Source organism: Burkholderia pyrrocinia, from assembly GCF_003330765.1.
Taxonomy (GTDB): domain Bacteria; phylum Pseudomonadota; class Gammaproteobacteria; order Burkholderiales; family Burkholderiaceae; genus Burkholderia; species Burkholderia pyrrocinia_B.
This window is the reverse complement of sequence record NZ_CP024903.1, coordinates 989320-1013781: the sequence shown is the minus strand read 5'-3', so window position 1 is coordinate 1013781 and position 24462 is coordinate 989320. Positions and strand designations below refer to the sequence as shown.

The 24462-nt window shown below is 67.8% G+C and carries 26 protein-coding genes; 1 reads left to right on the top strand and 25 read right to left on the bottom strand.

Translation table 11 applies throughout. The features are described from left to right. Positions 1–71: 71 nt before the first annotated feature. The 10 genes from CUJ89_RS22010 to CUJ89_RS21965 form a co-directional block, all read right to left on the bottom strand. The gene (locus CUJ89_RS22010) at positions 72–887 is read right to left on the bottom strand and encodes an aspartate dehydrogenase (protein ID WP_114179551.1); all 816 of its coding nucleotides are present in this window, start codon (positions 885–887) and stop codon (positions 72–74) included. After that, complete coding sequence (locus tag CUJ89_RS22005; RefSeq protein WP_114179550.1) at positions 880–2547, bottom strand: thiamine pyrophosphate-binding protein; 1668 nt, start codon at positions 2545–2547, stop codon at positions 880–882. Before CUJ89_RS22005 ends, CUJ89_RS22010 begins: the two co-directional genes overlap by 8 nt. Continuing rightward, complete coding sequence (locus tag CUJ89_RS22000; protein WP_114179549.1) at positions 2540–3337, bottom strand: SDR family oxidoreductase; 798 nt, start codon at positions 3335–3337, stop codon at positions 2540–2542. Before CUJ89_RS22000 ends, CUJ89_RS22005 begins: the two co-directional genes overlap by 8 nt. 79 nt (positions 3338–3416) lie before the next feature. After that, positions 3417–4274 (bottom strand): IclR family transcriptional regulator, encoded by an 858-nt coding sequence (locus CUJ89_RS21995; protein WP_114179548.1) that lies wholly within the window; start codon positions 4272–4274, stop codon positions 3417–3419. A gap of 79 nt (positions 4275–4353) precedes the next feature. Further along, positions 4354–5250, bottom strand: coding sequence for an alpha/beta fold hydrolase (locus CUJ89_RS21990; RefSeq protein ID WP_114179547.1), 897 nt, complete (start codon positions 5248–5250; stop codon positions 4354–4356). A gap of 18 nt (positions 5251–5268) precedes the next feature. Further along, positions 5269–5796: a cupin domain-containing protein gene (locus tag CUJ89_RS21985; protein ID WP_114179546.1), complete on the bottom strand. Its 528-nt coding sequence runs from the start codon at positions 5794–5796 to the stop codon at positions 5269–5271. Positions 5797–5825: 29 nt separating this feature from the next. Continuing rightward, positions 5826–6596: an SDR family oxidoreductase gene (locus CUJ89_RS21980; RefSeq protein WP_114179545.1), complete on the bottom strand. Its 771-nt coding sequence runs from the start codon at positions 6594–6596 to the stop codon at positions 5826–5828. Next, positions 6589–7659 carry an aromatic ring-hydroxylating oxygenase subunit alpha gene (locus CUJ89_RS21975; RefSeq protein WP_114179544.1) on the bottom strand — a complete coding sequence of 357 codons (1071 nt, stop codon included), beginning with the start codon at positions 7657–7659 and terminating at the stop codon, positions 6589–6591. Before CUJ89_RS21975 ends, CUJ89_RS21980 begins: the two co-directional genes overlap by 8 nt. Before the next feature lie 55 nt (positions 7660–7714). Further along, positions 7715–8026: a recombinase-like helix-turn-helix domain-containing protein gene (locus tag CUJ89_RS21970; protein ID WP_114179543.1), complete on the bottom strand. Its 312-nt coding sequence runs from the start codon at positions 8024–8026 to the stop codon at positions 7715–7717. Position 8027: 1 nt separating this feature from the next. Next, complete coding sequence (locus CUJ89_RS21965) at positions 8028–8345, bottom strand: non-heme iron oxygenase ferredoxin subunit (RefSeq protein ID WP_006489883.1); 318 nt, start codon at positions 8343–8345, stop codon at positions 8028–8030. Between the two features lie 447 nt (positions 8346–8792). Between CUJ89_RS21965 and CUJ89_RS21960 the strand changes: the two genes are divergently transcribed. After that, positions 8793–9872 (top strand): porin, encoded by a 1080-nt coding sequence (locus CUJ89_RS21960; RefSeq protein ID WP_114179542.1) that lies wholly within the window; start codon positions 8793–8795, stop codon positions 9870–9872. Positions 9873–9966: 94 nt separating this feature from the next. Here the strand turns inward: CUJ89_RS21960 and CUJ89_RS21955 are convergent, their stop codons facing one another. The 15 genes from CUJ89_RS21955 to CUJ89_RS21885 form a co-directional block, all read right to left on the bottom strand. Next, entirely contained in the window at positions 9967–10860 is an 894-nt protein-coding gene (locus CUJ89_RS21955) for an IclR family transcriptional regulator (protein ID WP_114179541.1), read from the bottom strand. Positions 10861–11146: 286 nt separating this feature from the next. After that, the gene (gene tecA / locus CUJ89_RS21950; protein ID WP_114179540.1) at positions 11147–11626 is read right to left on the bottom strand and encodes a type 6 secretion system effector deamidase TecA; all 480 of its coding nucleotides are present in this window, start codon (positions 11624–11626) and stop codon (positions 11147–11149) included. Positions 11627–11724: 98 nt separating this feature from the next. Next, entirely contained in the window at positions 11725–12204 is a 480-nt protein-coding gene (locus tag CUJ89_RS21945; RefSeq protein ID WP_114179539.1) for a YbaB/EbfC family DNA-binding protein, read from the bottom strand. Positions 12205–12312: 108 nt separating this feature from the next. Continuing rightward, entirely contained in the window at positions 12313–13728 is a 1416-nt protein-coding gene (locus tag CUJ89_RS21940; protein WP_114179538.1) for a Do family serine endopeptidase, read from the bottom strand. Positions 13729–13804: 76 nt separating this feature from the next. Continuing rightward, positions 13805–14188: a hypothetical protein gene (locus tag CUJ89_RS21935; RefSeq protein WP_114179537.1), complete on the bottom strand. Its 384-nt coding sequence runs from the start codon at positions 14186–14188 to the stop codon at positions 13805–13807. 46 nt (positions 14189–14234) lie between these two features. Beyond that, a complete protein-coding gene (locus CUJ89_RS21930; RefSeq protein WP_114179536.1) occupies positions 14235–15065 on the bottom strand; it encodes a hypothetical protein in 831 nt (276 codons plus the stop codon). Positions 15066–15073: 8 nt separating this feature from the next. Next, on the bottom strand, positions 15074–15964 hold the full coding sequence (locus CUJ89_RS21925) for a peptidylprolyl isomerase (RefSeq protein ID WP_114181500.1): 891 nt from the start codon (positions 15962–15964) through the stop codon (positions 15074–15076). 45 nt (positions 15965–16009) lie between these two features. Further along, positions 16010–16444, bottom strand: coding sequence for a hypothetical protein (locus CUJ89_RS21920; RefSeq protein WP_114179535.1), 435 nt, complete (start codon positions 16442–16444; stop codon positions 16010–16012). After that, positions 16441–17022, bottom strand: a complete 582-nt coding sequence (locus CUJ89_RS21915) for a YbjN domain-containing protein (RefSeq protein ID WP_114179534.1) — start codon at positions 17020–17022, stop codon at positions 16441–16443. The genes CUJ89_RS21920 and CUJ89_RS21915 overlap by 4 nt, the downstream gene beginning before the upstream one ends. 59 nt (positions 17023–17081) lie before the next feature. Then, the gene (locus CUJ89_RS21910) at positions 17082–17765 is read right to left on the bottom strand and encodes a hypothetical protein (protein WP_114179533.1); all 684 of its coding nucleotides are present in this window, start codon (positions 17763–17765) and stop codon (positions 17082–17084) included. A 12-nt stretch (positions 17766–17777) separates the two neighbouring features. Continuing rightward, a complete protein-coding gene (locus CUJ89_RS21905) occupies positions 17778–19589 on the bottom strand; it encodes a putative porin (protein WP_114179532.1) in 1812 nt (603 codons plus the stop codon). 92 nt (positions 19590–19681) lie between these two features. Beyond that, positions 19682–20377, bottom strand: coding sequence for a TonB family protein (locus CUJ89_RS21900; RefSeq protein ID WP_114179531.1), 696 nt, complete (start codon positions 20375–20377; stop codon positions 19682–19684). Positions 20378–20391: 14 nt separating this feature from the next. Beyond that, a complete protein-coding gene (locus tag CUJ89_RS21895; RefSeq protein WP_114179530.1) occupies positions 20392–20793 on the bottom strand; it encodes an ExbD/TolR family protein in 402 nt (133 codons plus the stop codon). Positions 20794–20821: 28 nt separating this feature from the next. Then, on the bottom strand, positions 20822–22618 hold the full coding sequence (locus CUJ89_RS21890) for a DUF2341 domain-containing protein (protein ID WP_114181499.1): 1797 nt from the start codon (positions 22616–22618) through the stop codon (positions 20822–20824). A gap of 67 nt (positions 22619–22685) precedes the next feature. Beyond that, positions 22686–24341: a ShlB/FhaC/HecB family hemolysin secretion/activation protein gene (locus CUJ89_RS21885; protein WP_236655056.1), complete on the bottom strand. Its 1656-nt coding sequence runs from the start codon at positions 24339–24341 to the stop codon at positions 22686–22688. Positions 24342–24462 lie beyond the last annotated feature (121 nt).

The window sequence follows — 24462 nt, the reverse complement described above, 5'->3', positions numbered from 1 at the left end:
TCACAAGTCCCACAAGTCTGTCTCTGCACACCCACCCTCGCCGTGGCGCGGGCGGACGCTCAATGGCCCGGTCAGATCACGCAGCGGGCCGCGCGGTTGCGCAGCGCGCGGATCGCGCTGTACGCCGTCAGCGCGGACGTCTTCGGGTTGTCGGGCAGCGGCTTGCCGCTCATTTCCAGCGACATCTCGCCGAATGCGCCGCGCGCGGTAATGCGGTGCACGTTGCGCGAGACCGCCGGATCGGCGATCAGGCGCACGCGCGTCGCGTCGAGGCCGAGGCCCGCGAGCGCGACCGTCGCCGCGACGTTCGCGTTCTTCGGATACAGTCGTGCGGCGTCGCGCGCAGTGCCGTCGAAGATCACCTTTTCTTCGGTCATCGCGCGCAGGTCGCATAGTTCCTCGGCCGGCGTGCCGAGCCAGCCAAGCGGCGGCTTGCGGCCGACGTACAGCACTTCGTCGAGGCCGCCCTGCTGCGCGGACGCCAGCGCATCGATGCCGCCGATCGCACCGGACAGCAGCGTCACCGTCGCGTTGCCTTCGTCGGCCGCCTGCGACAGCACGTCGAGCAGCGCGAGGTCGGACAGCGCGCCGATCGACGCGACCGCGCAGTCGGTGCCGGCCTTCAGGAGCGGCACGACGTGATCGACGAGCGCACTGTGGCCCGCGCATTCGAGCGCGAACTCGGGGAGGCGGGCGAGCGCGTCGACCGACGACACGACCTCGACCGCACCGCCGAGCACGCCCTGCACCGCCGCGCGCTGGTGCTCCGGCACGATCACGTGCGCGATACGCAGCGATGCATCGTGCTCGACCGCGTGGTACACGGCCGCGCCGATCGCACCGAAGCCGATCATCGCGACGTCGACGGGTGCGTGTCCGTTACGCATACTGGCGCTCCGTGGGCGCTTCCTTCTTCACCGGCGGGCCCGCGAAAACCGATGCGAACGAGCCGACCGACAGCATGTCGACTTCGACCATCACCGGCCCTTCCTTCGCCATCCCTTCGCGCACGATCGCTTCGGCCTGGTCGAGCGACGTGATCCGGTAATGCGTGAGGCCGAAGCTCGCGCAGAACTGCGCGAAATCGGGCTGGTGCAACTGCACGAAGCAGCGGCGGCCACCGTAGTGCGCGTCCTGGATGTTGCGGATCACGCCGTAGCACTGGTCGTTCATCAGCACGATCATCACGTTCGCGTTTTCCTGCACGGCCGTCACGAGTTCGCCGACGTTGACCATCAGGCCGCCGTCGCCGACGAGGCAGACCGTCTTCGCCGCCGCGTCCGCCAGCGCCGCGCCGATGCCCATCTGAATCCCCTGGCCGATGCCGCCACCCAGCGCATGCACGCCCGCGCGCGGCTCGAAGATCTTCAGCAGGCGGTTGCCCCACGTGCTGTTCGAGATCGTCACGTCGCGCACCCAGTTGTAGTCGCGGCCGACGGCGCCCTGCAGCGTGTCGACGAGCGTCTTGTAGGGCCCGAGGCCCTTCGACACGTCGGCCACGGCCTGTTCGCGGGCCGCCGCGAGATCGGCCGCGAACTGCGGATCGACCGACAGGCGGCCTTCGAGGCGATCGGCCAGTTCGGCCAGCACGCGCTTCGAATCGCCGTGCACGAACCACTCGTTGCGATAGCCGCGGTTGTCGGCGAGCGCGTCGGCATCGACGCGGAACAGCGGCTGCGGCAGCGCGAGCTTGTACTTCAGCGTCTCGTTGCCGCGCAGGCGCGAGCCGACGACGACGAGCGCGTCGCAGGTCTTGTAGAACGCTTCGACGGACGCGTGCACGTTGAACGCGCCGAGCGTCGCCGGGTGATCCTCGGGCAGCACGCCGCGGCCCTGCACGCTCGTCACGACGCCGAAGCCGAGCTTCACGAGGCGTTCGACTTCCTCGCGTGCGTGACGCGCGCCGCCGCCGAGCCACAGCAGCGGGCGGCGCTTGGCCGCGAGCGCGTCGGCAAGCTTCGCGACGCGCGCGGCGTCGTGCTCGCGCACCGTGACGTGCGCCGGCGCGAGATCTTCCGGCCATTCGATTTCGGCAGCCTGGATGTCGATCGGAATCTCGACCGACACGGGGCCCGTCGGCGCGGTCTGCGCGATGCGTACGGCTTCGCGGATCGTCGGCAGCACGGTCTCGACCGTACGCACGCGGAACGCGGCCTTCGAGATCGCGTTCAGCATCGTCAGCTGGTCGGGCGCTTCGTGGATGTACGCGAGATCCTGGTCGAGATACGGCGTCTCGATCTGCCCGGTGATGTGCAGCATCGCGGTGCCGGCCGTCAGTGCCTCGACCATCGCGCCGGCCGCGTTGCCCGCCGCCGTGCCCGTGCTCGTGAACGCGACGCCGAGGCCGCCCGACACGCGGGCCAGGCCGTCGGCCATGTTCACCGCGCCCGCTTCGCCGCGCGCGCCGACATACCGGATGTTGCCGCGCGAGTTGATCGCATCGAGGATCGGCATGTTGTGGATCGAGATGACACCGAATGCGGTTTTCACGCCGCACTGCTCGAGAAAGGCGGCAATCAGCTCGCCAACCGTGGTTTTTTTAGACATGGCGTGCAAACCCTCCAGAAACGTCGATATGGCTGCCCGTCGTATAGGACGACAGATGCGTTGCGAGATAAAAAAGTGCCCAGGCCGCCTCGTCGGGCTTGCCGAAGCGATTCAGCGGAATGTTCTTCTTGCGGGCGAGCGCGCCCGTCCAGTCTTCCCAGCTTTCGCCGGGCTGCGCCTGCGCTTCGTAGCGGCGGCGCCACTGGCCCGACTCGACGATGCCGATCAGGATCGAGTTCACGCGGATGCGCTGCGGCGCCAGTTCGGTCGCGAGCGACTTCACGAGGCTCAGCACGCCCGCACGCGCCGACGACGTCGCGACCATGTGCGGTTCCGGCTGCAGCGCGAGCAGCGAGTTCACGCAGGTGATCGTCGGCGCCTGCGCGTCGCGCAGCAGCGGCACGAACGCGCGCGTCGGGCGGACGATGCTGAAGTACTTCAGTTCGAGCTCTTCGCGCCACGCGTCGTCGGTCGTGTCGGCGAAGGTCGACACGCGGCCCTGGCCCGCGTTGTTCACGAGCATGTCGGCTCGGTCGAAGCGGGCGGACACGGCTTGCGCGAACGCGGTCACGTCGGCCTCGTCGAGCACGTTGCAGCGCACGGCGAGCAGTTGTGCGCCCGGGTATTTCTCGTTCAGCATGGCCTCGGCACGCGCGAGGCGCTCGCCGTCGCGGCCGCAAATCGCGACCGACGCGCCAGCCTGCAGGAACCGTTCGGCGGTCGCGAGGCCAATGCCGGACGAACCGCCCGTCACCACCGCCACCTGCCCGGTCAGATCGATCTGAATCATGTCGTCGGTCCTCGCCGGGCCGTCCCAAGAGGGCCGACAGCCCCCTCGGGGGGCAGCGCGCAAAGCAAGCGTGGGGGTCTCATTTCAGTCCTAACGCCTTCAGAAACGTGTGCTCGTCATCCGAGCGGTAATTGAGCCGCCGCGACAGTTCCGCCGCCGCGCGCTGCACCTTGTCGATCAGTCCGTCCGCGATCAGCGCCGCGTCGATCTCCGGTTTAGGCACCGTCACCGTGATGCACGCAACGATCCTCTGCGTCTCGTTGCGCACCGGCGCCGTGACCACCGAGATACCGCGCTCGAACGACGAATTGCTGACGCCGTAGCCGCGCAGCGCGTCCTCGCGGATCACTTCGTACAGCGCGTCGACCGTCGACGGCGTCGCGCTCGTCATCCGGTTCAGCGCGCCTTCCGGATACAGCGCGTGCAGTTCCTTCAGCGACAGGTCGCCCATCAGCACGTGGCCGTGGGTCGTCGCATGTGCGGGCAAGCGCGTGCCGACGTTCACGCGGATCGAGCTGAACACCGGCGACTGGCTCTGCGCCTTCGCGACGAACACCACGTCGCGGCCGTCGCGGATCACGATGTGCGTCGTGAAGCCGGTTGCATCGCGCAAGCTCTCGATCACGGGCAAGCCGAGATCGGTCAGTTCCAGCGAGCTCAGGTATTCGAAGCCGAGCCGCAGCACGGCAATGCCGAGCTTGTAGTTGCGATCCTTGTCCGCACGCTCGAGGAAGCCGAGCGATTCGAGCGTCTGCAGCAGACGGAACACCGTCGTGCGCGGAATGCCGAGCCGCTTCGACAACTCGGGCGCGCCGAGCACGGGCTCGCGCGGCGAGAATTCGGCGAGAATCCGCAGCCCGCGTTCGAGGCCCGGCACCACGTAGCTGGCCTCGGCCTTCGCGTTCTCGGATTCGGGTTGTTGCAGCGGTTCGCTCATGATGCCTCCCGCCGGGCCGCCCCAAGGGAGGCATCCGCCCCCTCGGGGGGCAGCGAACGAATGTGAGCGTGGGGGCAGTTCATACCAGTCCTCGCTGCATGTCGCATTGCCGACAGAACGCGTCGATCAGTGCGGAATAAACGGCCGGCGCTTCCACGTAGCCGGCATGACCGGCCTGCGGAATCACCTGCAACCCGACGTGCGCGGCCGCGGCGATCCGCTCGCACGCAGCGGGCGGCGTGATCGCGTCGTTCGCACCGACCGCCACGGCCGTGCGACCGCGAAAGCCCGCGAGATCGCTTGCCAGATCGGCGTTCGCGAGCAGATGCGTGGCCTGCGTGTAGCCGGCCGGCACGATGCGCGCCATGTTCCAGCGCACCCAGGCGCGGGCATCCTCGCTCGCGAAACCCGACAGCATGTTGCCGCTGCGCTGCTCGGCGAGACCGGCCGGGCCGAGTTCAGCGAGCATTGCGAGCCGCGCGTCGCGGCGCGATTCGCGTGTTTCGGCCGGTGCGCTGCCGTAGCCGCCCGCGGGCGAGACCAGCAGCAGGCCGGCGATCCGCGCGGGCATCACGCGGGCGAGACCGCCCGCAATGATCGCGCCGAGCGAATGACCGACCAGCACGCAGCGTTCGATGCCGAGTGCCTCGAGCCACGCGTTCAGCGATGCGGCGTAATCGGCTGAGGCCGGCGACGCACAGTGCACGGGCGTCGACACGCCATAGCCGGGCGCATCCCACGCGAGCACGCGCCGCGATGCGCCGAGCGCGTCGAGCTGGCGGACCCACGATGCGGCACCCGAGCCGATCCCGTGCAGCAACACGACGGGCAGCGCGCGGCCCGCATGCTGCGCACCGGCCTCGCGATAACCGATCGTGCCCGCCGCACCGGCCGCGCAACGCTGCTCCGGAAACTGCCCGAGCAGCGCGGCGAACGCCGCGGTGCGGTCGCGTTCACGTTTGTCGATGACACTCATTGCTTCATCCGCTCCGTCTCAACGCTTGATCTTCGCGAGCGGCGAATCGGGCGGATACGTCGGCGTGATGGGCTTCGACGAACCGAGCATCACGCACATCAGCGCATCTTCCTCGCCGATGTTGATTTCCGTGCGATACACGCCCGGCGGCACCGAGATCAGGTCGCGCTCGCCGAGGATCGCTTCCCACGTCTCGCCGTCGCGCTCGCAGATCACCTTCATCTTGCCGCGCAGCACGAAGAAGATTTCCTCGACGTCGATATGGATGTGGCTCGGGCCGATGTTGCCGGCCGGGATGACCATCGTCGAGAACGTGAAGTTGCCGGCCGGCACCGTGTTGACGTCCTTCGCGACGCCCGTGCCGCCCGTGCCGACGTAGCGCATCTGCGCACGGCGGTACTTCGGGTCGTAGTCGGCCTGGAACTTCAGTGCGTCCCAGTCGTAGCGCCGCGTCGCATAGCGCGCAACGCGCCCTTCCATCCAGTCGTCAAAGCTTGCGCCTTCCGGCTGGTCCCACGACTTGCGTTCGAGATCGGCGTCCGCCATCGTCCTCTCCTTCATCAAGGGTAAAAACATCAATTCATTACGAAGCCGCCGTTCACCGGCAGCAGTTGGCCCGTCACGAAGCGCGCGCCGTCCGACAGCAGGAACAGCACGGGGCCCGTCACGTCGTCGGGCATCTGCGCGCGCGTCAGCGCACGGCCCTGCATGTAGAACGCATGGCGCTCGGCCGGCACGTAGGCTGTCGCCTCGACTTCGGTCAGCCCCGGCGCGACTGCGTTGACCGTCACGCCGTGCGCGCCGAACTCGCGCGCCTGCGCATGCGTCATCGCGATCACCGCGCCCTTGCTCGCGACGTACGCGAGCAGCTTCGGCGCGCCCCACAACGCGGTGTCCGATGCGAGGTTCACGATCGCGCCGCGGCCCGATTGCGCGAGGTACGGCAGCGCCGCATTGCTGACGAGCCACACGCCGCGCACGTTCACGTTCATCACGGCGTCCCAGGTCGACACGTCGAGCTCCGTCGACAGCTTGCCGCCCGAGTTCGTGATCGCCGCGTTGTTGATCAGCGCGTCGATGCCGCCCAGTGCCGCCGCGCCCTGCGCGACGAATGCGGCAACGCTCGCCGGATCGGCCAGGTCGAGCGCGAAGAAATGCGCGGCATGGCCGGCTTCCGCAAGCTGCGCGGCGAGCGCCCGGCCTTCGTCGGCCAGCACGTCGCCGAACGCGACCTGCGCGCCCGCTGCCACCAGCGCCTTCACGAACGCCGCGCCGAGACCGCGCGCGCCGCCCGTGACGAGCACGCGGCGCCCTGCGAGCGACACGACCGGTGCGAGCTCAGCCATTCGCGGGCTCCGAAGCGGCTTGCGCCGCGCGATGCGCGTCGAGCGCGGTCAGGTGTTCCTGTGCGCGCTGGCGCAACATCCGGCGCACGCGTGTGACGCCGACGTCGTGCTGGTACAGGTATTCGTGATCGCGCGCCTGCGGTGCGAGGCTTTCGAGGACGTAGCGGTCCTGCTCGAGCACGTCCCAGTGCAGGCCTTCGAGACGGTTGCGGTACATGAAGCGCCACACGTCGCGCTGCCAGCCGCTGACCTTGCGAGTGCGCCAGAAGTAGACCTGGCAGTTGTCGCCGTCGACCGGCGTCGCGAAGCCGATGATCCCGAAGTTGCCGCCCGGGCCGAACTTCTGTTTGTACGGAATCGCGAGGCGCATCCACAGGCAGCCCGTTTCGCCGAGTTCGACCCAGTCGAAGTTCACGTCGCGCTGGCCGACCTTCTCGAACATCAGGCCCGTTTCCGTCTTGCGCACACGCATGTCGGCCTGCTTGTCGCCTTCGGCCATCGAGTGCGACGTCGCGTGCAGGTACGCGCCGTGCATCGGGTCCATCACGTTGTCGATCGCGTACTGGTAATTGCACTTCCAGTTCGACACGCACAGGAAGTGGCCGTACTCGTCGGCGACCAGTTCCTCGGGCAGGTTCAGCGGCGCCGGCTCGCCGTGCGCTTCGTCGCCGAACCACAGGAAGATCGCGCCGGCCTTCTCTTCGACCGGATACGACTTCACGCACTTCGTCCCTTCCATCGGACAGTTCGACACGGCCGGCACCCGGTTGACCGTGCCGCCACCGTCGATTTCGATGCCGTGATACCAGCAGGCGATGTTGCCGCCGAGATTCCAGCCGAGCGACAGGCGCGCGCCGCGGTGCGGGCAGCGATCTTCCAGCGCGTGAACCTTGCCCTCGTGATCGCGCCACAGCACGATCTGCTCGGACAGGCGCGTGAGGCCGACAGGCGCGTTCGACACCTGCCAGCTCGGCGCGACGGGATACCAGTAATTCTTGATGCCGCGGTCGAGATAGTCACGGACCGGGTCGTGTTGGGATGCGTGTTGTACGGGGGACGTCATCAGTGTGCTCCGGATGCGGTTGTCGTCGGGTCGGCGGGTCACGCGCTCGGCGCGGTCATTCCGCGAGCGAGGCCAGTTCGGCGCGGAAGCGCTCGGGTGTCCACGGCGTGCCGTCCGGCGCTCGGAAGCCGATGCGGTTCAGGCCCGCGACGACGTCGTCCAGCTCGGTTGCACCGGCTTCGAACACGCGTTCGAGCGCATCGCCGAGGTCGTTCTCGTACTGGGTCGGCTCGGCCTTGCGGTTCTGCCAGATCCGGTTCTCGACCTGACCGGGGATCTCGATTTGCCCCTTGCCGGCGACGTTGTTCGGCTGCGGCGCCACCCACGGCTTCAGGAAGGGATTGAAGTTGACGGTCGCTTCTTTCATGTCATTCCACCTTGATCTGGATTTCCTCGCCGGCGAGGCGCACCGCGTACTGCTTCAGCGCGCGTCCGCCCGGACCCTTCAGGCATTCGCCCGTCTTGATGTCGAACACGGCCTCGTGCAGCGGGCATTCGACCGTGCCTTCGTCGACGAACCCCTGCGTCAGCAGCGCGTACGCATGCGGGCACACGTTCTCGAGCGCATACACGTCGTCGCCGACGCGGTAGATCCCGATTTCGACGCCGTCGGTCCGCTTGAACTCGATCGGCGTGTCTTCCGACAGCGCGCCGGCGTGTCCGGCGCAAATCCATTGTTCAGACATCTCACACCCTTCCTTCTGATCGACTCTCGTTTGCTTCTCGTTTGTTCCATATTAGGAACATCAGTTTATGGATGGTGATTATAGAAGCGACTTTCCACGAGTAAAACAAAAAGCTGCATGCCCTAGGGAAAACACCGACCGCCCTGTCTACCCTCGCCTCCACCTACCACGTCAAATGTGGTTTTTTGTTTGGTGACGGGTAGTTACACCCTTATCTCGGGCCTCGAGCACCGATGCCGGACATCGGCTATGGACGCATCCGTCCCGAAAAAATTATTTTTGATCCGGCGCTTGACGCCTCTATACTTCATTCCACCAGAGGCACACTGTTCCTTATATGGAACATACGAAAAAGCCCACCCGGCGGTGAAAAACGCGTGACGGCCGGCCGTCCCTACGCATGCCGCCACACCACGTTTTCATCAGGTTGGAGAGTCAGGAGATCAAATGGTCAAGCATGCGATAGCAGCAGCAGTCATCGGATTGGGCGCCGCGTCGGGCGCGTGGGCGCAGAGCAGCGTGATGCTGTACGGCAGCGTGGATGCGGGTGTCGCGTACGTGAACAACGTCGGCGGCCATGCGAAGTGGGCGATGATCCAGGGCAACACGCAGCCCGATCGGTGGGGCCTGAAGGGCAAGGAAGACCTCGGCGGCGGCCTGTCGACGATCTTCCAGCTCGAGAACGGCTTCTATACGAACAACGGACAGTTCGCGACCGCGAACACGATCTGGAACCGCGCGGCGTTCGTCGGCCTCAGCTCGGACCGCTACGGCACGCTGACGCTCGGCCGCCAGACGCCGCTGACGTTCGACTATCTCGATCCGCTCAGCACGGCCTACCTCGCGATGAGCTGGTATGCGTTCCACCCTGGCAACATCGACGGGCTCGCCGCGACCGGCAACGTGCCTTACAACAATTCGGTGAAGTACCGCTCGCCGAGCTTCGCGGGCTTCTCGGCCGCGGCCACGATCGCGCTCGGCAACACGACGAACTTCTCGACCGGCAAATCGGTCGGCGTCGCGCTGAACTATGCGAACGGGCCGTTCAAGGCGTCGGCCGTCTACTCGAACGAGCATGACCGCTCGATCCTGATCAGCCAGACGGGTATCGCTTCGTTCCAGGGGCAGAACACCGCGAACGGCTACATCGCGAACAAAGTCGAGAACATCGGCGCGGGAGCGTCGTACCAGTTCGGCGACTTCCTCGTGCACGGCCTCTACACGCGCACGAAGATGCAGTCGAACGGCTTTTCGGACACGTTCCAGAGCTATGACGCGGGCGTGAACTACCGCAGCAGCGCATTCAACACGATCGCGGGCGGCGCGGCGACCACGACGCTGGCCGGCCGTCGCTGGACGCAGGTCGAACTCGGCGACATCTACGCGCTGTCGAAGCGTACGCAGCTCTACGCGAACGTGCTGTACGAGCATGGTTCGGGCGGCGCGAAGGCCTCGTTCTTCACGGCAGGCGTGTCGAGCACCGCGAACCAGGTGATCGTGCTGACCGGGATCCACCACTCGTTCTGAGCGGTTTCACGCGTTCGGCGCCCGAAACGACAAGAGCGGCCCGCGGGCCGCTCTTGTCTTTTGCGAAGCCGCGCGTGGCGACCGGTTCGATTCGTCAGAACATCGCGACCTTGTGGCGCGCATGCGCGAACGTCGGGTCGCTTTCGAGCGGCCGGTAGTTCAGTCGCTGCGACAGGTCGACCGCCGCGCCGCACACCGCTTCGACGAGCCTTTCCTTTTCGCCGGCCTCGCCGATCTCCGAGCGCGGCACCGTCGCGGTGATCGCCGCGACGATCGAGCCGGAGTGATCGCGCACGGGCGCGGTGACGGCCGAAATGCCGCTTTCGAACGCCGCCTCGCTGACGGCATAGCCGAGCCGCGCGTAATGGCGCACGCGTTCGTACAGTTCGTCGACGGTGCCCGGCGTGCGCTCGGTGAACTGCTCGAGCCGCTTTTCCGGATAGAGCTGGCGCAGCGCGTCGCGCGTCAGGTCGCCCATCAGCACGTGGCCGTGCACGGTCGCATGCGCGGGCAAGCGCGTGCCGACATGCACCTTCACCGAACCGAACATCGACGCATTGCTCTGTGCCTTCGCGACGAACACGACGTCGCGCTGGTCGCGGATCAGCAGATGCGTCGACAGGCCGGTCGAATCGCGCAGCCGTTCGAGTACGGGCGCGCCGAGATCGGTCAGTTCAAGCGAGTTCAGGTACTCGAAGCCAAGCCGCAGCACGCCGACGCCGAGCCGGAAATAGCGGTCGCCGTTCACGCGCTCGAGGAAGCCAAGTGCCTCGAGCGTCTGCAGCAGGCGGAACGTGGTCGTACGCGGGATGCCGATGCGCTTGGACAGCTCGGGCGCGCCGAGCACTGGCTCGCGCGCGGAGAATTCGGCGAGAATCCGCAGCCCGCGTTCGAGGCCGGGCACCAGATAGGACGACGCGCCGCCGGACGGTTCGTCGTCGCCGGGCGCGGCAGGTTCGGGAGTGTCGCTCATCGTTGTCTTGACCATGGGTACATGGACGGAAGGGAATCGATCACGAAACAGGTCGTGGATCATCGTGGATATTCCGTCATGCTACCTCAGCGCGCGTGCAGACTCGCACCCCCGCGTATCGCCGCGACGCAGCATGTGCATCCACGCCCCCGTGAATGGCCCTTCACCGCCGAGAGGACAGCTGCGACGGGCAGCGCGACGCCATGCGGACATCGCCGAGCGGCGGGAAGACGGCCGCCCGGTCCGTGCGCGCGTCGAGCGGCTGAAGGACAGCTGGCGGCGCGGTATTTAACGCCGGGGCCTACAGGCGCGACAGGTGGACTCGGATATTCGCGCGGTCGTACGTAAAACCGCCGGCCGCATCCGCTTCAAGCACCCGCGCAAGATCGACCGCATACATCCATCCGCTGCCCAGACGGCCACCGTTCACGGCCCGGATCCGGCTGCCGCCGACCGCGATCGCGGCATGAAAGACATTGCCGCCGCGGGAGAAACCGACCGCGGTTCCCGCTGGAATGCTGGCGTGGCCGTCCCACTGATCGCCGGTCTCGAAGTTGAACCGCGTCCGCCAGTGCTGACCGATCGTGTCGAGCAACGCGCTGGGCGCGATCATCGCGTCGCCGCGCAGCAGATACCTGACATAGGCCGCGGCGTCGTAGCACACGCCACCGGAAACATACTCGTTGATGTCGGCCATCCCGTACATCAGCGCTTGCGCGTGTTTCTGCCGTTCGGCGAAACCGGATTGGGCGACATGCCCGCCTAACTGGGACAGTTGCATGGGTAGCTCCTTCTGAGGAAATGGGTCGTCATCATCCCGCCAACGCAATAACCTCATATCTTATTACGATATCTATCGGCATCGTCCGGCTCCGAGCCTCACGGCGTGCGCGCCGCCGATGCCGGCACGACGGCGGCCGCGTCAGGATTCGGCGCGAGACGCAGGCGCACGCGCAACGGCTGCAGCATGTCCGGCGGCGGCGGCTCCGTCAGCGGGCCGGCCGTGAGCAGTTGCCGCAGCGTCGCGTCCGCGTCCGGATCGCCCAGCGACGCGAATTCGACACGCGTGACGGCGCCGTTCGCGCCGATCCACGCGCGCACGACGATCGCGGGCGGCGGCGCATCGGCGCTCGCGTTCAGCACGCGCGTCTCGAGGTAACGGTGCAGCCGGTCGGCCGCGTCGCCGTCGGCTTCGAGCCACATCTGGAACTGCTGCCCGGCGAGCTGCCCGTAACGGATCCACGTCTGCGGCACGTCGGCCGTCTGCGCGACGGCCGGCGCGGCGCCCACGGCCAACGCCGATGCGACGACGATCGCCCGCAGCCATCCGGATGCGCCCCACTCCTGCATTCGCTTCATCCCGCCTCCCGTTTCGACGAATTGTCGGCGCGCTGTTTTGCGCGCTGTTTTGCGCGCTGCCATTCGCGCTGCCCTCGTGCTGCCCTCGCGCCACGCAGCCTCGCCCGCTCACCCGATCTCGATCGGCACATACAGCCGCGTGCCGCCGCGCTGGACGAGCAGCGCGACGTTGCCGTGCGCGGCGTCGATCTCGGTCATCAGCGCGCCGATGCTCGCGACCGGCGTGCCATTGACCGACAGCACGATATCGCCGGGCTGCAAACCCGCGCGGGCGGCCTGGCCGCTCACCTGCTCGACGACAAGCGCCTGGCTGACGCCGAGCCGCTGGCGTTCTTGCTCCGTCGCCGCGCGCAGCGCCAGCCCGAACCGCGCGGGCCCTTGCTCGCCGCCGGCCGACGCCGTGCCGCTGTCGAATGCGCCCACCGTCGCGATCACATGCATCGCCCGTCCCGCGCGCCACACGAGCAGGTCGGCCTGCCGCCCGGCACGCATGCCCGCGACTGTGCCGAGCAGGTCCGTCGATTCGGCGATCGGCTTGCCATCGACCGCGAGCACGACGTCGCCCGCCTGCAGCCCCGCGTGCGCGGCCGGGCCATCCGGTTCGACGATCGTGATCAGCGCGCCGTCCGGGCTCGCGAGGCCGAACGAACGCGCGAGCGCCTGGCTCACTTCCTGCACGGCCACGCCGAGCCGCCCGCGCGTAACCCTGCCGGTTCGCAGCAACTGGTCCTTCACGTCGAGCGCGATGTCGATCGGAATCGCGAATGCGAGCCCCTGATAGCCGCCCGTCTTCGAGAAGATCATCGAGTTGATCGCGATCACGCGGCCGCCGAGGTCGAACAGCGGGCCGCCCGAATTGCCGGGGTTGATCGGCACGTCGGTCTGGATGAACGGAATCGCGCGCTCGCCAGGCAACGATCGCGATTTCGCGCTGACGATGCCCTGCGTGACCGTGTTCGCGAACCCGTACGGCGAACCGATCGCCATCACCCAGTCACCGACCTCCGTACGCGCGGGATCGCCGGTCGCGACGACCGGCAGGTTGCGCGCGTCGATACGGATCACCGCGACGTCGGACACGGGATCGCTGCCGATCACGCGCCCCTTGAACTGCCGCTTGTCGGTCAGCTTCACGTCGACGCTGGCCGCGTCGCCGACCACGTGCCGGTTGGTCAGGATCACGCCGTCCGCGCTGACGATGAAGCCGGAGCCGAGACTCACTTCCTCGCGGTTGCCGATCACGCGCCGCGCGAGAAACGGCGCGAGCGGATGATCGGGCGCGATGCCGGGCGGCAACTGGATGCCCATCTGCGTGACTTCGCGCGTGACGCTGATGTTGACGACGGCCGGGCCGACGCGCCGGACGAGCGCGGCAAAGTTCGGCAGCGCCACGGTCGGCGGTGCGGTACCCGCCTGCGCGGGCTGCTCGGCGGCCCGTACCGTCGTGCACGCGCAGGCGAACGCGAGCGCGCCCGCGATCGCACGCACCACCACCACCCGGCCCGTGTGCTTGCCCGCTTTCATATCGCAGTTCCTCGTCGGTTCGCGCCGGAACGCCGTCGGCGCATCGATGCCCGCGCCGCGTTGCCGGCCGCATGCATCACTTCGGCGGCACCGCAACCGGCGCATCGGGCCGCTGCGGCGTCACCGACCGGCCCCAGTTCGAGCCGAAGCGGTTCCGCTCGGTCGACAGGTTGAACGTGCCGAGACGGTTCGACGGCTGCTTCGACAGCCGCTCAGAATCCGTCTGCGACGCGCCGGGCTGCGGCTCGGCCTTCGGCTTCAGTTGCCGGCTCAGGCAGTCGTACGACAGCGCGCGCTTGCCGTCGACTTCCGCATCGACGCACACCGGCTTCGCAGCCGAACCGGGACTGGCCGGCGCAGGCGCGGGCGCACTCGCCGCCGCACGGCTGCCCTGCGCGTGTGCGCCGGCCGCCAGCAGCAGGCAGACGATCGTCGCGATTCCGTTTCGTCGCTTCTTCATGCGCGCCTCCTTCCGTGATAGCTCCATCGCGCTCGCGCCGCCGCACTCACACGCTCGTGCCCGACGCCGGCGCGCGCGCCAGGAAACGCGCGAATGCCGCGCGGTCGGTCGTTTCGACGGCCGGCTCATGCACATCGGCGTGCCGCGCCCACGCATCACGCATGCCGTCGACCGGCTGCCACGCATGCACCTGCGCACCGGTCGGATACGGCGTGACGAGCGGCTCCCGATAGTCGACGCGAAAGAGCGGTGGCGCGTCGTTGCCGGGCGCCCACAGATCGCCGACGTCGCGCACGCTCGCATCGAACCAGAACCGCACCCAGCGCACCGTAGGCGCGCACGCATCGGCGCCCGACGCATCGGCGCCCGACGCATCCGGCACGCGCAGGAAGCCGGCCAGCACGAGCAGCACGGCCGCGAGATCGTCGTCGCGCGACATCCGGTACGACCAGAGATCCGCGACGTCCACGCACGCGATCACCGCGATGAAGCGCCCGATCGTGAGCGCGGGCCACGCGCGCCGCATCAGTGCGTAATGGCGCGGCCACTGCGCGATGAAGCGCTCGCGATTGAGCGCGGCGACCTGCGCGTCGCGCGAGCCGCGAATCGTCAGCTCCTCCGGCTGATACTGGCGCGTCGTGAGCACGCACTGCGCGGAGCACCGCGTGCTCCGGTGCCGCGCATAGCCGCCCGCACCGGGCAACGGCTCCAGCGCGCCGAAGCAAAGCGGGCAATGCGTCGGCCATTCGCCGGGCCGGCCCGGCCACGGGATCGCCTTCGGCATGCGCGGACGGTCGGACGCGGCAGCCGGGCGACGACGCCTCGGCGTGCGCGCGTCGGGCGCCTCGACGCGCGGCGTCGAACGGACAGGTGCCATGAGCGCGCCTACCGGGCAGACGCGAGCGCTTTCTTCAGCGCGTCTTCGTTGATCGGCGCGTTCGCGGCCAGCTTCGCGAGATACGCCTGCGTATTCTGCTGCGTGCGCTGCGCGCGCAGCATCGCGCGCAGTTGCTCCTTCACGTCGGCCAGCGGACGCGGCGCGGCCGCGCGCACGTCGATCAGCTTCACGACGTGAAAGCCGGCCGGCGTCTGGATCGGCGCGGAGACCTGGCCCGGCTTCAGCGCGTCGGCCGCTTGCCGGACGGCCGGCACCATCAACGGATCGGGCACGAAACCGAGATCGCCGCCGTTCGCGGCGCTCGCCTTGTCCTGCGAGTTCGCCTTCGCCAGCGCCGCGAAATCGCCGCTGCGCGCGCGGTTCGCGAGATCGGCCGCGTGCTTGCGCGCCTTGTCGAGCGTCGCGGCATCCGCGTTCGGCGGCACCGCGATATAGATCTGCGCGACGTGCAGCGCGCGCGGTGCGGTGAACGCGGCGCGGTTCTTGTCATACGCGGACTGGATCTCCACGTCCGACGGATAATCGGCCGGCGGCGCATTCACCGACGTCAGATAGCTGCGCACGACGATATCGCGCTGCGCCTGCTCGACGGCCGCCTGCACCGGGGCCTGCTTGTCCCAGCCCTTCGATTTCGCCTCGGCCAGCACAGCCTTCTGCGCGAGCGTCGAACGTACGACCTGATCCAGCGTCGCCGGGTCGGCTGCGAGGCGTTCGCGCCCTTCGGGGCTCACCGTCTTCAACAGCGCCGCAATGTCGGCCTGCGTGACCGACGCCTGCGCGGCGTTCGCGATCACGTCGTCCTGTGCGTGCGCAACGAGCGGCACGCCCAGCACGAGACTGCCCGCCACCATTGCCAGCATCTTCATCTTCGTCATCATCATTCGACTGCCCTCTGGATTGTTCTTGAAATGCGGACGCCGTACTTAACGCGCGCCTGTCAGCATCACCCGCAGAACGAGCGGCTGCGTCATCCCGCGCGGCGGTGCCGCGCCGACCGCCCGGCCGACGAGCGCAGCGTGCAGCGCGGCGTCGAGCGCCGGTTGCCCGGCCGTCGCGCTGTCGACGCGCGTCACGTGCCCGCGCCGGTCGAGCCACGCGCGCACCGGCAGCACGGGCCCGTCGCCACCGGTAGCGGCAAGATCGTCGGCCCAGCGCTCAACGTCGGCGCGCAGGCGGCACGCGGCTGCGTCGTCGCAGTCGAGCGTCGCCTGCAGCCATTGCGCGATGTGCTCCGCATACGCAACCCACGCGGCCGGCACCTCGCCGGCGACCATCGCAGCGGGTCGCGCACGGCCCGGCAGCAACGCGCGCAGCACGGCGCCGATCCGGCGGCCGGCGATCCGGCTCGCGGCAATCATGACTGCGCGGTAGCCTCTTGCCCGGCCGCCGCAGCGGCCGATGCGCCGCCCTGATCGCCCGCCGCCGCACGCGCCGCTTCCTGCTCGGCCATCGCGGGACGGTTGCGCAGGTGCAGCAGGAATTCCTGGATCAGGCGATCCCACAGCTCGATCGTCGAGCGCAGGTAGCGCTCCGACACACCGCCCGCGACGACCACATCCATCTCCAGCGCGAGAAACGGCCCGTGGCTCGCGAGACGCGCGAAGCGCTTGGTCCGGTTCCAGTCCGCGACGAGTTCGGCCGGCAATTCGCCCTGCACCTGCAGCACGCAGGACAGCGTGTAGTCGATGTACGGCAGCGTGGCGGCCTGCGCATCGGCCCCCTGCGGCACGAGCGCCGTGGCCGGATTGCCGAAGCGCACCGCGAAACCGATGCCCTGGCTCGCGCTCATCAGTTGCACCGTGCCGTTCTGCTCGGCCGCCGTCACGCGGTAGCCCGCGCGGCGCAGCACGTCGGCCAGGCGGTCGGCGCTGATCGCTTCGATCGGCGCATCGTGTGCCGCGCGTTCGTCGCCGGCGTTCGGTTGCTTGTCTTGCATGTCTGTCTTCCCCGTGTTCAATGAATCGATCGGTTCAAGCCCGGCTTCGGGCCATGCGCTCACGGCGCGCTTGCCGGTGCGGCCGACGCGGGTGCCGGTGCCGCGGCGGCCGGCCGCGCGGCCGGGTCGTACTTGCCCGCATACAGCGCATCGCCGTAGCGTTGCGCGAGATCGTCATATTTCACGCGCGCCGACTGCGCGAACGGCTGCCGCGACGAGAAGAACGTGCCGATCCCGACATGCTCGTACGCGTCGAGAATCTCGTGCCCCACGCGATACAGCTCGGCATTGTGTGCCTGGCAGGTTGTCAGTTGCGTGTCACGCGCGGCGACGTCCTTTTGCAATTGCGTGTGCTGCGCATCGCGGGCACGCGACACGGCGAGCAGATCCTCGTAGGACGACTTGTATTTCGCCAGCGACTTCGCGTCCTGCTCGCGGCCCGCCCGCTCCTGCGCGAGCGCGCGCTTCGCGGCCGCCTCGGCGCCCGAATCGCCGCGCGCCGCCGCGAGTTGCCCCTGCAACGTCTTCAGTTGCGCGAGCGCGTCGTCGCGCTGCTTCTCGGCTGCCGCCTTGTCGCTCTGCAATTGCGCCTGGTTGTCCTGCAACTGGCGCAACTCCTGCACGGTCGAGCGCAACTGGCTGCGCAGCTTGTCCTCGATGCTCTGCGCGTGTGCACCGCCGGCCGCGAGCAGCAGCGCGCCGGCCACGCCGGCCGAAAGCATCGTGCGATAGGTCGTGTTCATTCGCGGCTCCGGTCAGAAGCGAGCATTGAGCTCGATCTGCAGCACGTCGATCGATACCGGCGGCCCGTACACTTCCTTCGAGCTCAGGTAGCGGGCCGACACCCAGGTGTCGCGTGCCACCGCGTACGCGGCGCCGATCACGTAGCCGCGCGCGTTGGTGCCGCCGAGATGGAAGTCGGGATCGTTGAACGCATCGAGCACGGCGTCCGGCTGCAGGTACTTGTACGCGATCGAGAAATTCCACTGGCCCTTCTCGCGCGGCTCCGGCTCGCCGACCGTCGCCTTCGCGAGGAAGCCGTTCGGGCCGCTGCGGTAATCGGCGCGCGTCGCGTTCACCGACGTCGATTCGTAGTTGTTGACCGGCAGCGACGCCGCCGCGAACGCCTTGTTGTCGTTGTACGCGAGGTTGCGCACGAATTCGCCGTCCAGACGCAGCTTGAAGCGATCGGCCACCACCGTGTCCCACTGCGCCTTCAGGTCGAGCAGCCGGTAGTTGTATGCGAGCCCGAAGAGTTGCGGCTGCGGCGTCATCCCCGGCGCGAGGTTCGGGTTCTGCACGATGTTGCGCAGCGCGATCAGCGTGTTGCCGCCCTGCATGAACGCGGGCGCCTCGTTGTCGGTGTTGCAGCTCGTCGCACCAAGATACAGCGCGCACGGCGACGACAGCGTGCCGCGCATGTTCTGGAAGTCGTAGTACGCGATGGCGCCGCGCAGCCGGTTCTTCGCATCGATCTTCCAGTCCGCGCCGAACTGCGCGCCGAACATCCATTTCGTGTCGCTGCCGGCCTTGTCGGTGCTGTTCGACGGGAAGTTCTCGCTCGTGTACTGGATCGGAAACACGCCGAGCGTGCCGAACAGCGTGACGTCCGGATTCCACGGCAGCGCGTGGCGCAGGTTCGCGGCGAGCCCGTCCATCATCAGGTCGTCGGCGAACACCAGGTCCGACTTGAAGAATGGATTGTCGAAGCGGCCGGCCGTCAGGTTCAGCCACGACGTCGGCCGGTACGCGAAGAACGCCTTGTTCAGCCAGATGTTCTTCTTCGCGAAGCCGCCGCCGGCGGTCGACGTGGTCGACACGGGCCCGTTGTCGTTGCCGCTCGCGAGCTGGATGCCGGCGATCATGTCGTCGGACAGCGTCGCCGTCACGCCGAGCCGCGCGCGGTAGCGCAGCAGGTTGTTGCGGTTCTGCGTGGTGTTCTGCGTCGGCAGTTGCGTCGTGTTGGTGTTCGGGTTGATGTCGAACCCGCCGCCCTGGTTGATCGCCGCGAAGTTCGTCACGTTGTTCGCGTTGCGACTGCCGTAGAAGTGGTATTCGTCGCGCACGCGCAGGTCGCCGTCGAGCTTGATGCGCGACACCCAGTCGGGGAACGTGTTCGGCTGTGCCCAGTTCTCGGCCTTCGCCTGCGCGATCACTTCCTGCTTCACCTGGTCGCGGATCTGGTCGCGCACGAGCTGCGGCACGTACGGCACCGCGACGTCGCCCGGCTGCGTCGGCGGGTTGACCACGCCGCCCGCAACGACCGGTGCGCCCGATCCGCGCGCGGCCCGCGCGTGCACGGCCTCCGTGCGCGCCTCGCTGATCAGCTCGTTCGCGTTCTGCTGCGTGAGCACGCCGCGCTTGACGAGCAGGTTGATCAGGTTGATCACCACGCTTTCCGTCGGCGCGGCCTTCCCCGATGCCGCCTGCGCCTCGAGCGATTGACCCTGTGCGACGGACGCGCACGTCAACCCCAGCATCAGCACCGCCGCGCCAACACGCGACAGGCGCGCGGGCAGCGCGCCGTTGCGGGGCACCCCACCCCGTCCGTTCATCTTCCGAATCATTGAAGCACTCCGAACAATTTTCGTTTCTTTTCCGGCAGCATCCGTGCGACGGACCTGCCCCATGATTCTTTCGTGGTCTCTCGCGCGCATCGTCATGCCGGCTTTCGGCCCTGGAGCTTGACGAGCACCGGGTACGACGTCGCCGGCGGCGGCACCTCGTCGACCTTGCCGAGCGCCTCGACCGCCGCGACGACGGCCGCGTCGATCTTCGCGTCGCCGGTCGACTGCGCGACCGTCACCTTCGTGATCCGCCCGGACGCATCCATCCACAGGTTCAGGCTCCCCGTGAAACGCGCGCCGCCGGCCTCCTGCACGCCCTTGTCCTGCTCGATCGCGCGCTGCAGCACGTACACCATGTATTGCGCGTAGCTCGCATTGCCGAACTTGCCGCCCCCGCCGCTGCCGATCATTCCCGAGCCGTCGCCCGCGCCGATGTTGAAGCTGTCGGTGCCGGCCTGCGCGGGCGCATTCATCGTCATCTGCTTCGGCTGGTTGTCCGACGGCTTCGGCGCCTCCGACGGCTTCGGCGCGATCGTCGGCCGGTCGACCGGCGTCTTGACCTCCTCCTTCACCTTCTCGGGCGGCGGCTTCTGTTTCGGCGGCGGCGGGGGCGGCAGCGGAATCACCGTCGTCACCTGCGGCGCGCTCACGCGCTTCACGCCCGCGGTATCGCCCGCGAAATGCCAGATCAGCGCGGCCAGCCCTGCGAGCAACAGCGCGATCGCAACGGGCTTCACGTAGCGGCCGGGGCCTTTCTGCGGCGGGCCGCCGTTGTAGGTCATTTCCATCGCGCGCCCTAGCCCTACTTCGCCTTGCCGGTCACGAGACCGACCTGCGACAGGTCGAGGCGGCGCAACAGGTCGAGCACATCCATGACCTTCTGGTACTGCACGGCCGCATCGCCCTTCAGCACGATCGGAAATTCCGGATTGGTCGCCTTCTCGGTACGCAGCCGGCTCTCGAGCTCGTCCATCGTCACCGGGTACGCATCGAGGAAGACCTGCCCCGAATCGGCGACCGTGATCGCCTTGGTCTTCGGCTTCGCGAGGCTCGCGGACGAGCTCGCCTTCGGCAAATCGACCTTGATGCCCTGCACCGACGCGGTCGTCATGATGATGAAGATGATCAGCAGCACGTACGCGAGGTCGAGCATCGGCGTGATGTTGATGTCGTCGTACGGCTTGTCGTCGTCCTGAACCTGCATGGTGGTCTCCTGCGTGCGTTCAGTGCGGTCAGTCGGCCAGCACCGCGTGATCGGGCGTGCGGTGCGCTTCGGCGAGTCGCGTGACGAATTCGTCGACGAACACCTGCATGTTCGCGGTCACGTTCTTGTTGCGGATCAGCAGGTAGTTGTAGCCGAACAGCGCGGGAATCGCGACGAACAGGCCCGTCACCGTCGCAAGCAGCGCGGCCGCGATACCCGGTGCGATCGCGTTCACGTTCACGTCGCCGGCCGCGGCGATCGCCGCGAACGTGATCATCACGCCGACCACCGTGCCGAGCAGGCCGAGGAACGGGCCGCCCGAAATCGCGATCGTCAGCAGCACCATCGATTTCGACAGCCGCTGGTTCTCGCGCACGAGGGTCGCGTCCATCGACGCGCGGATCGCCTCGATCGATTCGGACGTGATCACCGTGCGGCCGTTGCCGTCCATGCGGCTGTGGATTTCATGCACGCCGGCCTTGTACAGCCGGTACAGCGACGACTGGTACAGCCGGCGGCCGTCGTCGCTCGCTTCGTCGACATGCGCTAGCCCGACCAGGTGACGCCCGGCCACCTCGCGAAAGCGCTGCACGAAATACTGGTTCGCCTTGTCGACGGTGCCCACGTAGCGCGCCTTCGTCCACATCACGACCCACGACACGAACGCCATGCCGAGCAGGATCGCGATCACGACCCACGCGTCGACCGTCACCGACTGCACGATCACGCCGAAGTAACCGAAGCCGAAGCCCGACTGCTTCTCGTCGGCGCCGTACGCGACGAGCTTCGATTCCGAACCCTGCGCGAGCGCGTCGACGGCGAGCGCGGCCGGCGAGCGCGCGATCTTCGACAACCGCAGTTCGTCGAGCGCGCCCGCGTAGGCAGCCAGGCCGGCCGGCGCGCCGGCCGCATCCGCGCCGATCGTCGCCGCGCCGTTCAGCGCGGGCAGCGTCGCCGCGACCTGCGCGGCCTGCTTGCCGTTCACGTAGACGGTGAGGTTCTTGCCGTCGGCCGTGACGGCGAGATAGGTCCACTGGTTCGCGGCGACCGGTGCCGCGGCGGGCGTGCGCAGCGGTGCAACGCCGCCGTCGACTTCCGCGAACGGCACGCCGTTGTCGAGGCCGATCAGCAGCGCGTTCGCGCCGTCGCGGCGGCCGTACAGCAGTGTGTTCGGCGCCAGCGCCGACGGCTTCACCCACGCGCTGAACGTGAAGCTGCCGCCTGCGGCCAGGTTCAGCGACGGGCTCGCCGGCAGCGTCAGTGACCCGTTGCCGTCGAACCGCGCGCCCTTGCCGACGATGCCGTCCTCGACCGTGCGGAACGATGCGTTCTGCGCGTTGTTGCCGTACGCGGTCGCATCCTTCGGCGGCGCGCCCGCGGCGCCGTTGAAGTGGTAGACGAGCGTGTAGTCGGCATCGAACGTCTCGGCCGGCTTGCCGCCGTCCGGGGCCTTCTTGTTGCCGTAATACATCCAGATCGACTCCGCGGCGCCGGCCGGCATTTTCGGAACGTCGACCCAGATCAGCGCGACGCCGAGCACCGGATCGTATTGTTCGACGTGGTAATTCAGCGGCGTCTTGTCGTCGGCCGCGACGAAGCGGATGTCGGCGCCGTTGTCGGCCAGCCCGTCGAACTGGAAATTGCCGGAATGCAGACGGATCAGCAGCGGCACGCGGCCGGCCGATTCCGCGAGGTTCGCGCCCTTCGCGCTCGCGTCGATCGTGATCGCCTTCCGGTACGACCAGTCGTTCTGCCACCATGCGTTCGCGATGCCCGGCAGCACGCCGAGCATCACCGCCAACAGGAAAAACAAGACTCGCTTCACGATCCACTCCCCGAATGTGCGGGCGCCGCGCTCGTCGCGTCGCCCCGGCACGGTCAAAAAAAATCCGTCAGAACCCCAGCCGTACGTAGAAATCGAAGCGCGGGCTGTACTGCCGCGTATAGACGCCTGCCTTCAAAGGCCAGCCGGCCTCGAAATCGGCGCTCACATACTTCATGATCTGCAGCCGCGTGCCGACGCCGACGCTCATCAGGTTGAAGCGCGAGGTCTGCTCCGGCAGCGGGCTCAGCAGCCACAGGTGCGCCGCGTCGAAGAACGCATGGAAGCGCCACTCGTTCAGGCGGCTGCCCACCGCACCGCCCAGCCACTTCGACAGCGACGGGCTGCGCAGCTCGAGCGACGCGATCACGCCGCTGTCCGCCGTGTCTTCCGCCTGCATGTAGCCGCGCACGCTGTTCATCCCGCCCGCCGCGAACTGTTCGCTCGACACCAGCGGCGAATTCGAGATCTGCGCGCTGACGTGCCCGTTGGCCTGCATGTCGTTCGCGAAGCGTTGCGTGTGATTGACGTCGAACTTGCCGTACACGAAATCGGGCGTTGCGTTGTAGCGCTTGTTGTCCCACGCGCCCCAGTCGCTGCCGAGGCCGCGGATGTTGGTCGTCAGCGACGCGGAGAATGACGTCTGCGAGTTCTTCAGGCTCAACTGGCCGTTGTACGAGAATGTCACCGGCACGTAGGTCAGCGGTGCGGTGGACGTCTGGCCCACCAGGCTCACGTTCTCGTCGTAATGCTTGCGGTCGATCTCGACGCTGACCGAATGCGCATACGTCTCCGTCGCGGGCAGCGCGTAGATCGCGGTGAAGCCGTAGGTGGTGCCCTTGCCGAGCACGTTGGTACCGCCGACCGACGCGACGTTGCTGTCCGAGTGCACGACCGTCGCGAGGAAACTCCAGCGCGTGTCCTTGATCGGCGCGAGATACGAGAACGCATAGACGCGTGCATCGTTCGGATGCTGCGGCGCGATCACGTAAGTGCCGGAAATCACGTGGCCGAGCTGCCAAAGGTTCGAGTAACTGAGGCTCGCGCTCGTGCGCAGCGTCGACGTGCCGGGGCTGTTGTCGTTGTTCAGTTCGAGCGTGCCGTGCAGCGGGCTGTGATCGTCGACCTTCAGGTCGACGTCGACCGTCTGCGGCATCGCGCCGGGCTTCAGCACCGGGATCACCTGCCGGTCCGCCGAGCGGTTCAGGTCGGTGAGCTGTTGCTGCGCCTGGTTGAAATCGGGCACCTGGCCCTCGGCGAGCGCAGGCACCGCGTCGCGGATGTTCTGCGGCGAGTTGTATTGCGCGCCGTCGACGCGCAGCCGGCCGACCTTCGCCTCGGTCACCTGCAGCAGGATCACGCCGTTCTTCACCTGCTGCTGCGGCAACTCGACGACGACCGACTGGTAGCCGCGCTCCTGGTAGGTCTTCTGCAATGCATCGCGTGCTGCGTTCACGTCGGCGAGCGTGCGGCCCGGCCCCTCGAACGGATAGACGGCCTTCTCGATCTCGAGCGTCGGCAGCGTCGTGTTGCCGCGCACCACGAAGGCATTCACGTCGAACGTCTGCGGTGCCGATGGTGCCGCCTTCGCGGCCGGCGCCGCGGCGGCTTCCTGCGCATGGACGCCCGGCGCGAGGCCCAGCCCTCCGACCAGCACGGCGCCGGCCAGGCATCGGCAATTCAGCCGCCATCGTTCGCGTGACTTGCGGTCTACTCTCGGCGGCATGCGCCATTCCCCTTTTTTGTTCCGGATCGCAGCGAAGCACTCGGCACGCATCGCCCGCTTCGCTATCAAATGCCTGTTTCACTTTGATGACGCTTTATTCGTCATCCTTATAATATTCTTC

Coding starts and splice junctions, on each gene's coding strand:
- CUJ89_RS21885 (WP_236655056.1), bottom strand. CDS start 24,341: ATGCCGCCGAGAGTAGACCGCAAGTCACGCGAACGATGGCGGCTGAAT.
- CUJ89_RS21945 (WP_114179539.1), bottom strand. CDS start 12,204: ATGAAGCGAATGCAGGAGTGGGGCGCATCCGGATGGCTGCGGGCGATC.
- CUJ89_RS21990 (WP_114179547.1), bottom strand. CDS start 5,250: ATGAGTGTCATCGACAAACGTGAACGCGACCGCACCGCGGCGTTCGCC.
- CUJ89_RS21980 (WP_114179545.1), bottom strand. CDS start 6,596: ATGGCTGAGCTCGCACCGGTCGTGTCGCTCGCAGGGCGCCGCGTGCTC.
- CUJ89_RS21985 (WP_114179546.1), bottom strand. CDS start 5,796: ATGGCGGACGCCGATCTCGAACGCAAGTCGTGGGACCAGCCGGAAGGC.
- CUJ89_RS22000 (WP_114179549.1), bottom strand. CDS start 3,337: ATGATTCAGATCGATCTGACCGGGCAGGTGGCGGTGGTGACGGGCGGT.
- CUJ89_RS21920 (WP_114179535.1), bottom strand. CDS start 16,444: ATGATTGCCGCGAGCCGGATCGCCGGCCGCCGGATCGGCGCCGTGCTG.
- CUJ89_RS21995 (WP_114179548.1), bottom strand. CDS start 4,274: ATGAGCGAACCGCTGCAACAACCCGAATCCGAGAACGCGAAGGCCGAG.
- CUJ89_RS22010 (WP_114179551.1), bottom strand. CDS start 887: ATGCGTAACGGACACGCACCCGTCGACGTCGCGATGATCGGCTTCGGT.
- CUJ89_RS21935 (WP_114179537.1), bottom strand. CDS start 14,188: ATGAAGAAGCGACGAAACGGAATCGCGACGATCGTCTGCCTGCTGCTG.
- CUJ89_RS21915 (WP_114179534.1), bottom strand. CDS start 17,022: ATGCAAGACAAGCAACCGAACGCCGGCGACGAACGCGCGGCACACGAT.
- CUJ89_RS21925 (WP_114181500.1), bottom strand. CDS start 15,964: ATGATGACGAAGATGAAGATGCTGGCAATGGTGGCGGGCAGTCTCGTG.
- CUJ89_RS21940 (WP_114179538.1), bottom strand. CDS start 13,728: ATGAAAGCGGGCAAGCACACGGGCCGGGTGGTGGTGGTGCGTGCGATC.
- CUJ89_RS21970 (WP_114179543.1), bottom strand. CDS start 8,026: ATGAAAGAAGCGACCGTCAACTTCAATCCCTTCCTGAAGCCGTGGGTG.
- CUJ89_RS21955 (WP_114179541.1), bottom strand. CDS start 10,860: ATGGTCAAGACAACGATGAGCGACACTCCCGAACCTGCCGCGCCCGGC.
- CUJ89_RS21930 (WP_114179536.1), bottom strand. CDS start 15,065: ATGGCACCTGTCCGTTCGACGCCGCGCGTCGAGGCGCCCGACGCGCGC.
- CUJ89_RS22005 (WP_114179550.1), bottom strand. CDS start 2,547: ATGTCTAAAAAAACCACGGTTGGCGAGCTGATTGCCGCCTTTCTCGAG.
- CUJ89_RS21905 (WP_114179532.1), bottom strand. CDS start 19,589: ATGATTCGGAAGATGAACGGACGGGGTGGGGTGCCCCGCAACGGCGCG.
- CUJ89_RS21975 (WP_114179544.1), bottom strand. CDS start 7,659: ATGACGTCCCCCGTACAACACGCATCCCAACACGACCCGGTCCGTGAC.
- tecA (WP_114179540.1), bottom strand. CDS start 11,626: ATGCAACTGTCCCAGTTAGGCGGGCATGTCGCCCAATCCGGTTTCGCC.
- CUJ89_RS21900 (WP_114179531.1), bottom strand. CDS start 20,377: ATGGAAATGACCTACAACGGCGGCCCGCCGCAGAAAGGCCCCGGCCGC.
- CUJ89_RS21960 (WP_114179542.1), top strand. CDS start 8,793: ATGGTCAAGCATGCGATAGCAGCAGCAGTCATCGGATTGGGCGCCGCG.
- CUJ89_RS21965 (WP_006489883.1), bottom strand. CDS start 8,345: ATGTCTGAACAATGGATTTGCGCCGGACACGCCGGCGCGCTGTCGGAA.
- CUJ89_RS21895 (WP_114179530.1), bottom strand. CDS start 20,793: ATGCAGGTTCAGGACGACGACAAGCCGTACGACGACATCAACATCACG.
- CUJ89_RS21910 (WP_114179533.1), bottom strand. CDS start 17,765: ATGAACACGACCTATCGCACGATGCTTTCGGCCGGCGTGGCCGGCGCG.